Source organism: Gilliamella sp. BG7 (genome assembly GCF_046635565.1).
GTDB lineage: Bacteria > Pseudomonadota > Gammaproteobacteria > Enterobacterales > Orbaceae > Gilliamella > Gilliamella apicola_P.
This window is the reverse complement of record NZ_JBIDFB010000022.1, coordinates 1-8,972: the sequence shown is the minus strand read 5'-3', so window position 1 is coordinate 8,972 and position 8,972 is coordinate 1. Positions and strand designations below refer to the sequence as shown.

The following is an 8,972-nucleotide window of genomic DNA, read 5'->3' as shown; positions in this document are numbered from 1 at the left end:
TGCTCATTTGGTGTTTGTTACAAAATACCGAAGAACTGTATTTACTAAAAACATGATTGATGACTTAAAGTCCATACTTGAAAAGGTGTGCTTAGACTTTGATGCTGAACTTGTCGAGTTTGATGGAGAAGATGATCATGTTCATTTGTTAGTTAATTATCCACCTAAAATTGCATTATCTTCATTAGTTAACAGTTTAAAAGGCGTTTCCAGCAGAATGATTAGAAAAAAATATCATTCTCAAATTAAGAACAAATTATGGGGTGGTTCTTTATGGTCTCCATCCTATTTTGCTGCCAGTTGTGGCGGTGCGCCTATTGCTATTATTAGACAATATATAGAACAACAACGTACTCCAACTTAAAACATTAAAACGACTTCGTCGTTTAAGCCTTACATCCTGGCCCTGAACAACGAGGTTTTACGGCTTAACGGATAAATTTAAACTCATCAATACTAATTTGAATATTAGCTTTATATGTTTTTCGTTGCGTTAACTCTTTTAATAACCATTCATAAACACGCATTGAATACTTGTTTTCAAAGGCTTTAACGTGTTCAAGGTTATATTTAATGAATTTCTTTAACTGAAACAAATAAGGGTTTATGTCCTCACTAAAAGTGAGTTCTAGTGACTGATTTTTACGACTAAATTTAGCAAAATTCACCCATTGGAATATGGCTTTTTCTGTATCTCCTTCAGGGTAAATAATCTCAACCGTTCTAGTCATACACCGTTTAGGAGAGATTGTTAATTCTATGATTTTTAGTACACCTTTCTATATGTAACTAATTGATTTGAAAAGGTTAAAAAACTAGAATAAAAAAGAATAAACCTATACTTTGTGGATAAAATTGAATATTTTTAATTTTTAACATCTATTTAACTTAAAATAAGGAGAAAGTTAATGACAACTAATGTTACAAATCAAGATTTAAAATTAATTATAGAAAGTTATAAAGCTTGGAAATTTTTAAATGCCACACTTTCGCATTTTGCGAGTAGAACAGTGAATTTTCCTGAAGCAATTTCAGAGTCTTTATGCTGTTATTGTTTAGGATATAGTTGGCACAATAAGTTTAATACGAACTTGTCTGGAGATGGCAAAGGACCAAATGGTGAGTTGGTTGAAATAAAAGCAACCTCTAATTTTCATAATGATTTAACATCATTTAGCCCAGACACCCGGTTCGATATACTTATTTTTGCAAGATTAGATACTAATACTAATCAGCTATATATCTACAATATGGGAATGAATTTCACTCAATTTCAGACCATTCAAATTAACAAAACACAGACAGTTCATGATCAACAATTGCAAGGCAAAAGACCTAGACTTTCATTAATTAAACAAATTAATCAACGTAATATTCAACCTATTACTGTTTTAGATTTAAATCAACTAGCCTTGCAATTAGGAACTCAATTGTAGAACTTGAGATTACAAATAGCTCTATACAAGAGATATTTGTTTGTTTTCATTAATTTTATTTTTAATTCCTAAAGCTTTTTTAATTTCTAAAGCAATTCGTTCAATTACTGGCACTACTACACTATTACCTGCTTGTTTATAAAGGTTTCCATTACTTATTTGTTCGGGAAGAATGAATTCTTTAGAAAATCCTTGAAAATTAAAACATTCTCTTGGTGTTAACTTTCTAATCGTATCTGGTTTACCTTGGACATTAAGTAAAGGAACATTATGTCCACCTGTACCCATGTTTGCGGTTAAAGTCGGACACATATTACTTTTGTTTGCTCGCACATACTGACGTCTCCACTGATACAAAGTTTTTGCATCTTTAATATTTTCAACTAATTGATTAAAGAAAGGAGTTTTTTCAGTATAGAAATATTTTTTATCTATGTTTGTTTCATCTTCTAATAGATCATTTATTGATGTATCTAAAGGAATTGCATGTGGAAATTCAAAATTTTCATAAGCTTTAATATCTTTAAAACAAACAACGTATATACGTTCACGGTTTTGAGGAATATTTCCATATTCACAGGCATTTAAGACTTTGTATTTAACGTGATAACCATGATTTTCAAGGCTTTCAAGAATAACTTTAAACGTATTTCCTTGATCGTGACCTACTAAGTTTTTAACATTTTCTAGAAAAATAACAGAAGTTTTTTTCTCTTCAAAGATTCGCTCAAGTTCAAAGTATAAGTTTCCTCTACCTTTTTCATCATTAAATCCTTGTCTATGACCAGCTACAGAAAAAGCCTGGCATGGAAATCCTGCTAGCATAATATCGAAATCTGGGATTTCGGAAGCTTTTACATCATTAATATCTCTATGATCAACAAGAAAGTCAAAATTAGCTCTAATGGTTTCTACAGCAAACTTATCAATTTCATTTGCATAAACTGTTTCAAATCCAGCTTTATCAAATCCTAGATCAATACCACCAACACCAGCAAAAAAAGAAGCACACTTCATAATAAATCACCTTAATAAAACATTTGCTTAGTATATTTATTTTTTATGTAAAAAGCAGCTATAATTATTCAAATTAATTTCATTAAGCAAAGACGCACAGACCCGTATCTAGAGATACTTCAATTGCGATTTGTATATCCTCTTTAGGTTTCATATCATTTAAAAATTTAGATTCAAATTTAGATAGCATTATTTTGCCCATAGAAGCGATTTCAAGAGCTCTGATTAGTTTGCAATACGTTTATTGTCTAAATTAGCTTGTGGGCTTTGTGGAGCGTTTGAGGGCGTTGAATTATCGTTTTTGTTGAGTTCTTTAACTAGATCTATTTGTTTGTCTAATTCAACATTGCTATCAGTAGTTAGCTCATATTTGCTTTTTCTCTTTGACTAGATTTTTGATTATTCTGTTGATGTTCTAACTTTTTTTTAGCGTCATCCATGGCTTTGTTAAACAATTTATCTTGGATGCTTTTTAACGGTTTTTCTAACAGAATTTTTTTAGTGTTATCTACAATGTCGATTAACAATTTAGTTTCTTTAATAACTTTCTTTTTAACTGTTTCTACAAAAGTGAATTGGGGATTTACCTTGTCTTTTAATGCTTCTTTTATATTTTCTCCCACTTTGATATTAGAATCAGGTAATGCGTTTTCAGATATTCCTTTTTCAATAAAAGAGGTTGAAAATTGTGAGAATTTTTCTGGGTTTTTATCAAGCTCATTAATTAAGTAATATGCATTTTCAAATCTAATTTGATTGTTTTTATTTTCATTATTCAAAAATGATGACATTTTTTTTGAAAACTCATCAAATTCAATCTTATTTTTTTGAGACGTGGTTTGATAATAATTAATGGCGTCAGTTTGATTTAGTTGTTTTATATTTTCTGTATTAGTGATTTTTTTAGCTAAGTCGATTGACGATGAAAAAACTAATTTATTGTCATCAGTCACAATAAAAGGCTCTAATTTTTCGTTTAAATCTTGACGTTCAATACTAAGCAAAGCAGTATTTTTTGTTTGTTCAATGCTGAGTACATCATATATAGATAATGATTCTATTTTTTTAGAATTTATAGTTTTATTATTAATATCAAATGATGTCACTACATATTCAGCAGAAATACTGTTTTTTTGCTCATATTCTGTAATTGAATTAAATTTTTCTTCTATTGAAAGCTTGCTGGCATTATCAATTATGTTATTTATTTTTTGCAATGCATACGAATTGACATCTGGAATAGATTGTCCATTTTTAACTAAATCATCTCCAGCCTTTTCAAATAATGAAATCATTGTTTCTTTATATGAAGTATCATTTATCAATTTGTTTGCAATAACAACATCGGGAATTTTATTTTGTTTTAGCAATTCAAAATCAGCTTTGGCATTATATGATTCATTTTCCATGTCTTGTAAATTCATTCTAATTTCCTCCATTCTTGACAATCTTAATATTACAATATATAAGGTATGAACTCAATTAAATAATACACATGCAGGATAGTAAAAAACAACACAACGTCCGACGTTTTTATTTTTACCTTGTACTTGCAGTAGGCTTATTATGAAAACAAAAAAATCAGTGAGGCTGGATAACGATTTAATTAATGCTGTAAATAACTACGCAACTTTAAATGGCATGAATTTTAGTCAAGTGATAGAAAAAACAATCAAAGATAAGTTTCAATTTAATGAGCAAACTGCTGATACCAATGTTGAATCATCAGTAAAAAATAGAACGAAAAATGTTAGATTTGATGAACGAACATTAAAAGAAGTTTCGAGGATAGCAAGCAAAAAAAATATTACAGTAACAGAGGAAATTAGATTTAGAGTTTCAAGCAGTTTATCAATGCCCTGTTTTGATTCGTTAGAGCTAAAAGAACTAGAGCAAACTAGAATTAACGTTAATCAAATTGGGCGACTAATTAACATGTCAATACGTGAAAAGTTAATCATTAACAATACTCATATAATAGAATTAATAAAATTAATAAATGAGATGAATAATGCATTAGTTAATATTATTAAAGAATCGCAAGAAAGGTTATTTTAATGGCAAGGAGGCAACATGAAGAATATTTAGATATGCGCCGAGCCAAAAGTAAAAAGTTCGGTTCGACTGGCATTAATTCAAGAAAAAATAATTATAATTATGTGAGTTCAGGAAAAAGCTACAGTAATAAATCTAATTCTAATCATGTTGTTGTTAAAATAACTGGCGGAGCAAAAAGCATTAATGCAATGCTGAGGAATTTTGATTATGACACCAGAGAAAACACGTTACCTTTATATGATAAGAATGGTTTTGAAATATCGTTAGATGACGCTAAAGAATTAGCTATTGATGATTATCAATTAACGAAAGTAAAGAAAAATAAAGATACAGAACCAAGAAGAACTTATCGTTTAATGTTTTCAATGAAGGGTAAACTAGATCAAGATATTTTAAAACGAGCTGTTTACAATACGTTATCTACACATTTTAACGATCACAATTTTTATTATAGCTTGCACCCTGACACAGATAATAACCATGTTCATGTTACAGTGATGAAAAAATCATTATCTAACGGTAAGAATTTAAATATAAATAAATCTCTATTAAATAAGGTTAAGTCACAGTTTGCAATTAATCTGCAATTAGAAGGTATTAATGCTACATTTTCTAGTGCAACAGATAAACAAAGTGATATTGAGAAAGAATCGGCTAAGTTGAAAAGAGAAAATAGACGTAAAGATGCCAATGTCTATAAGATAGTTGATTTTGGTAAAGCTCATTTTAATTTTGATGAAAACAAGCCATTTTCCTATTACTTATTTATGCAAACAAAAAATGGTAAGGCAAAGAACATGTGGAATAAAGGATTAGAAGATGCGATTAAACAAGCAGGAGCAGTCATTGGCGATTATATAAAAATCAAAGAGATTAAAGATGAAAATGATCAGTCATTCAAAGTAAAAAAATGGGCTATAGAAAAAGTTGAACGATTGGAAGCCCAAGAATTTATTATTAATGATTTCGGTCAAGCTAATTATCAATTTCAAATAAACGGTAAGCAATCAGCATTTGCAAAATTAATTGACAAAAACGGTAATGAAAAGGTTATTTGGTCGAAACAGATTAATCGATTTTTAAATGAAAATAAAGCAGAAAAAGGAGACAAGATTATAATACAAGATGATAAGTTTATAATGACTAAAAATAAGCCTATAAACTTATCACTATCACAGATAGAAATTTAAAAACCACATGAGAGGCTTTTATGCTCTTAAATTAATCAGTCCATTTTCCTGTATTAGTTGGTCTACTAAGACTAATCTTTGCTTTGTGAGAGTTTTGACAATTCAAGCTATCACCATCAATTTCACCATTTTTACATTTTTTACGGTATTCATCTAGTAGTTCTTTGTTATTTTTAAAATCTTCTACAGTATAGGTCTTCTCATTACATCCGAATAAAAACATAGCAGTAATTAATATTAGTATTTTTTTCATATAAACTCCTTATAATCGTTGGTTAATATTAGATTAAGCTTTATTGTGTTTTATTAAAAAATCATTTATAGCTAACCTAAGTAAATCAGATATTGTTTTTAAAGCCAATTTCGCCCGTTTATTTTTTTATTGCAATATTCATATTGGCTTTCATCAATTAGAAATTTAAAAGCCGCTTTAAAGGGCTTTTATTCTCTTAAATTAATCAGTCCATTTTCCTGTATTAATTGGTCTACTAAGACTAATTATTGCTTTGTGAGAGTTTTGACAATTCAAACTATCACCATCAGTTTCACTATTTTCACATTTTTTACGGTATTTATCTAGTATAGTTCTTTGTTATTTTTGAAATATTTTACAGTATAGGTTTTCTCCTTATAATCGTTGGTTAATATTAGATTAAGTTTTATTGTGTTTTATTAAGAAATCATTTACAGCTAACCTCAGTAAATCAGATATTGTCTTTAAAGGTAACTTTGCACGTTTATTTTTTATTGCAATATCTTCTAATTCTTCATATTGACTTTCATCAATTTCAAACGAAATTTTTCTCATTACTTTAGATTTAGATTCTTTCTTATCGCCACCAGCATAGGGACGATCTGCTAATTCATCAGCTAACTTATCCGCTTGATTGTATATTTCTTTAGATGTTCTTGGCGTTTTCAATTTGAGTTCCTTTTATTAATTAGCATTTAATAAATATTATTTATTAAATATTAAATATTAAATAATATCAAGTTCATTTAGCAAATTACTTATTTCTTCACGTGCTTTTTCATTATCTGTTTCAATTACACTTTTACCATCAGAGTAACTTGTTCTATACACACGTCTATAATATGCAATGCTATCTAGCAGTTTTATGTTATTTATTTCTGATAGATATTCTACAAAGTCGTGACGTTCTTGTCCTTGAATGATGGGGTTAGTTGTTGCTAACGTTTGATAGCAATATACTTGCAATTTTGGGTTTAAATCTTTTATGCGTTCTAATTGTTCTTCTAATTCCAATAAGGTATCCAAATCCTGTTGTGAACATTGGTGAGGAGAGATAACAATATCAGCTACTGAACAGCCAGTAATAAACTCTCGACTATTACGTCCTGCAACATCAACGATTATAAAGTCGTAACGAGAATCCAGATCTAGTAATGTAGATGCTATATTTTCCCGTTTTTCTACTAAATTGATAGCAGGCTGAATATTTTCACTTTCTCTTAATAACTGCCATTTGGACGCCGAACGCTGAGGATCTGCATCAACTAAACATACATCTTTATTTTTTAATGCTAATGCAACTGTTAAGTTAATTGCTGTTGTTGTTTTACCTGCTCCACCTTTATTACAGCCGACTACGATTATCATTTATAACTCCTATAATAAATAATATTTAAGAAATAATATTTATTATAAATTAAATAATAAATTTGTAAATATTATTTATTAAATAATATTTAATAAATAATATTTATTATGACTATTCTATTTCATTAGAATTTTGTTTTTGAGTTTGTTTGAAGTTTTTGTGAGCTGTAGAATTTATCGAATGGAGTTATTACATGCTTTGTGACCCAGTCACGGACTTGTTTTTTTTGTTTTAGCTTCCCATTAATAATTTTAGCTTCTGTAACAAAAATAACTGAATTATCAATTACTTTTAAATAATTAACTAATGGAAAAAGTTTTTTAATATTGCCATATGTTTTATCAAAACGTCTTTCAATTGTTGCTTCTGGAATATCATGCCCACCTTTTGACACTCTATTTTTGACTCTATCAATGTGATAATCCACAGATTCTAAACCAACAAAATAGGCTCTTACACTGTAATTGTTTTCTTTTGCTGTAGCAATTTGTTTAATTATTGTATTACTTGATAGAGTACTTTCAACAAGAAATGATTGATTGTTTTTAATAGCTTTTTTAAACATATTAATAGCCATTTTTCCTGCTTGTAATTCATTACAGTTAGAGTCTCTAGCTATTTTATCAGGATCAATAATTAAAATATCTTTTGTAATTGTAATATCATCTCTGATAGTTGATTTACCAGCTCCGTTCAACCCTAAAATAAAAATAGCTTTTTTAATTGCCAATTCGCTCACCTTTACTATTTCTTACCATGAATTTAGTACCGTCGGGGTTAAATTGCCACGTTTCTCCGTTATCTAGTTTTCTTACATAACTTTCATGTTTAAATTTTTCTTCGAGTCGTCTTCGAGCTAATTCTTCAAACGTATTATCATTTAGGTAACCGTGATCTGTTTCCCATAGATCTATCTCTTTGTACTTGCATTTATTTGGGTCAATTGCTTTTTCTAAAATGTCATTATAGAGTTTCATATTTATATCCTAATATTGTGTATAGTTGTTTTGTTATAAAATAAATAAAGGAAAAGTAAATAATAAATATTATTTAATATTTTTGTGTTTAGACCACACATTTTTGACAGTTGATGGACTACAATTCAATAGTTCAGCAGTTTTATTTATGCTTTTTCCTTCCGATCGGCACTCAATAATCAGTCGATGTAACTGTAGGTTTGCCTTTCGTCCCTTGAACTTACCTTTTGCTTTAGCAATTGCCACACCTTCCTTTTGTCGCTGTCTACGGATCTCATAATCATCACGAGCTACTTGTAGTGATATTTTTAACAATAAATCTTGCATTGAGTCTATAACTATTTTTGTTACGCCGCTTGCTTCAGATGAAAGTTCAGACAAATCTAAAATGTCGGGGATGCAGAGTTTTGCTCCTTTTGACTTAATTGAGTTGATTAGATTTATGGCTTCATTAAGGGGTAATCTAGTTAGACGATCAATTTTTTCAGCTATTACAACATCACCATTTTGCAGTTCTGCAATCATTCTTTGTAATTCAGGTCTATTAGTAATAGCTCCAGATGCCTTTTCACGATACACATTTGCAATGTAATACCCCTGTTTTTTCGTATCATCAATAATTCTTTCTTGTCTTTCCAGCTCTTGTTCTTTTGTGCTAACTCTTAAATATAT

The 8,972-nt window shown here is 29.1% G+C and carries 13 protein-coding genes; 4 read left to right on the top strand and 9 right to left on the bottom strand.

The window, feature by feature from the left end; all coding sequences use genetic code 11:
• Positions 1–7 precede the first annotated feature (7 nt).
• Complete coding sequence (gene tnpA, locus ACGH49_RS10740; RefSeq protein ID WP_411589359.1) at positions 8–364, top strand: IS200/IS605 family transposase; 357 nt, start codon at positions 8–10, stop codon at positions 362–364.
• A 64-nt stretch (positions 365–428) separates the two neighbouring features.
• Here tnpA and ACGH49_RS10735 read toward each other — a convergent pair whose 3' ends face one another.
• On the bottom strand, positions 429–731 hold the full coding sequence (locus tag ACGH49_RS10735; protein ID WP_411589358.1) for a RepB family plasmid replication initiator protein: 303 nt from the start codon (positions 729–731) through the stop codon (positions 429–431).
• A 177-nt stretch (positions 732–908) separates the two neighbouring features.
• Between ACGH49_RS10735 and ACGH49_RS10730 the strand changes: the two genes are divergently transcribed.
• A complete protein-coding gene (locus tag ACGH49_RS10730) occupies positions 909–1,436 on the top strand; it encodes a Bsp6I family type II restriction endonuclease (RefSeq protein ID WP_411589357.1) in 528 nt (175 codons plus the stop codon).
• A gap of 21 nt (positions 1,437–1,457) precedes the next feature.
• Here ACGH49_RS10730 and ACGH49_RS10725 read toward each other — a convergent pair whose 3' ends face one another.
• Together ACGH49_RS10725 and ACGH49_RS10720 are read right to left on the bottom strand one after the other, a co-directional pair.
• Positions 1,458–2,453 carry a DNA cytosine methyltransferase gene (locus ACGH49_RS10725; RefSeq protein ID WP_411589356.1) on the bottom strand — a complete coding sequence of 332 codons (996 nt, stop codon included), beginning with the start codon at positions 2,451–2,453 and terminating at the stop codon, positions 1,458–1,460.
• Between the two features lie 359 nt (positions 2,454–2,812).
• Entirely contained in the window at positions 2,813–3,877 is a 1,065-nt protein-coding gene (locus tag ACGH49_RS10720; protein ID WP_411589355.1) for a hypothetical protein, read from the bottom strand.
• Positions 3,878–4,019: 142 nt separating this feature from the next.
• Here ACGH49_RS10720 and ACGH49_RS10715 point away from each other — a divergent pair, with 142 nt between their 5' ends.
• Both ACGH49_RS10715 and ACGH49_RS10710 read left to right on the top strand, forming a co-directional pair.
• Entirely contained in the window at positions 4,020–4,511 is a 492-nt protein-coding gene (locus ACGH49_RS10715) for a hypothetical protein (RefSeq protein ID WP_065608626.1), read from the top strand.
• The gene (locus ACGH49_RS10710; RefSeq protein WP_411589354.1) at positions 4,511–5,701 is read left to right on the top strand and encodes a relaxase/mobilization nuclease domain-containing protein; all 1,191 of its coding nucleotides are present in this window, start codon (positions 4,511–4,513) and stop codon (positions 5,699–5,701) included. The genes ACGH49_RS10715 and ACGH49_RS10710 overlap by 1 nt, the downstream gene beginning before the upstream one ends.
• Before the next feature lie 31 nt (positions 5,702–5,732).
• On the opposite strand, the gene ACGH49_RS10705 is transcribed toward ACGH49_RS10710, so the two are convergent.
• The 6 genes from ACGH49_RS10705 to ACGH49_RS10680 all read right to left on the bottom strand — a co-directional run.
• Complete coding sequence (locus ACGH49_RS10705; RefSeq protein ID WP_411589352.1) at positions 5,733–5,954, bottom strand: EexN family lipoprotein; 222 nt, start codon at positions 5,952–5,954, stop codon at positions 5,733–5,735.
• A gap of 399 nt (positions 5,955–6,353) precedes the next feature.
• Complete coding sequence (locus ACGH49_RS10700; RefSeq protein ID WP_065608603.1) at positions 6,354–6,623, bottom strand: hypothetical protein; 270 nt, start codon at positions 6,621–6,623, stop codon at positions 6,354–6,356.
• Between the two features lie 57 nt (positions 6,624–6,680).
• Positions 6,681–7,322 (bottom strand): AAA family ATPase, encoded by a 642-nt coding sequence (locus ACGH49_RS10695; protein ID WP_411589351.1) that lies wholly within the window; start codon positions 7,320–7,322, stop codon positions 6,681–6,683.
• A 125-nt stretch (positions 7,323–7,447) separates the two neighbouring features.
• On the bottom strand, positions 7,448–8,053 hold the full coding sequence (locus ACGH49_RS10690) for a zeta toxin family protein (RefSeq protein WP_411589350.1): 606 nt from the start codon (positions 8,051–8,053) through the stop codon (positions 7,448–7,450).
• Positions 8,043–8,300 carry a hypothetical protein gene (locus tag ACGH49_RS10685; RefSeq protein WP_411578874.1) on the bottom strand — a complete coding sequence of 86 codons (258 nt, stop codon included), beginning with the start codon at positions 8,298–8,300 and terminating at the stop codon, positions 8,043–8,045. The genes ACGH49_RS10690 and ACGH49_RS10685 overlap by 11 nt, the downstream gene beginning before the upstream one ends.
• Before the next feature lie 69 nt (positions 8,301–8,369).
• A partial coding sequence (locus tag ACGH49_RS10680; protein ID WP_411589349.1) for a recombinase family protein occupies positions 8,370–8,972 on the bottom strand: 603 nt, incomplete at its 5' end.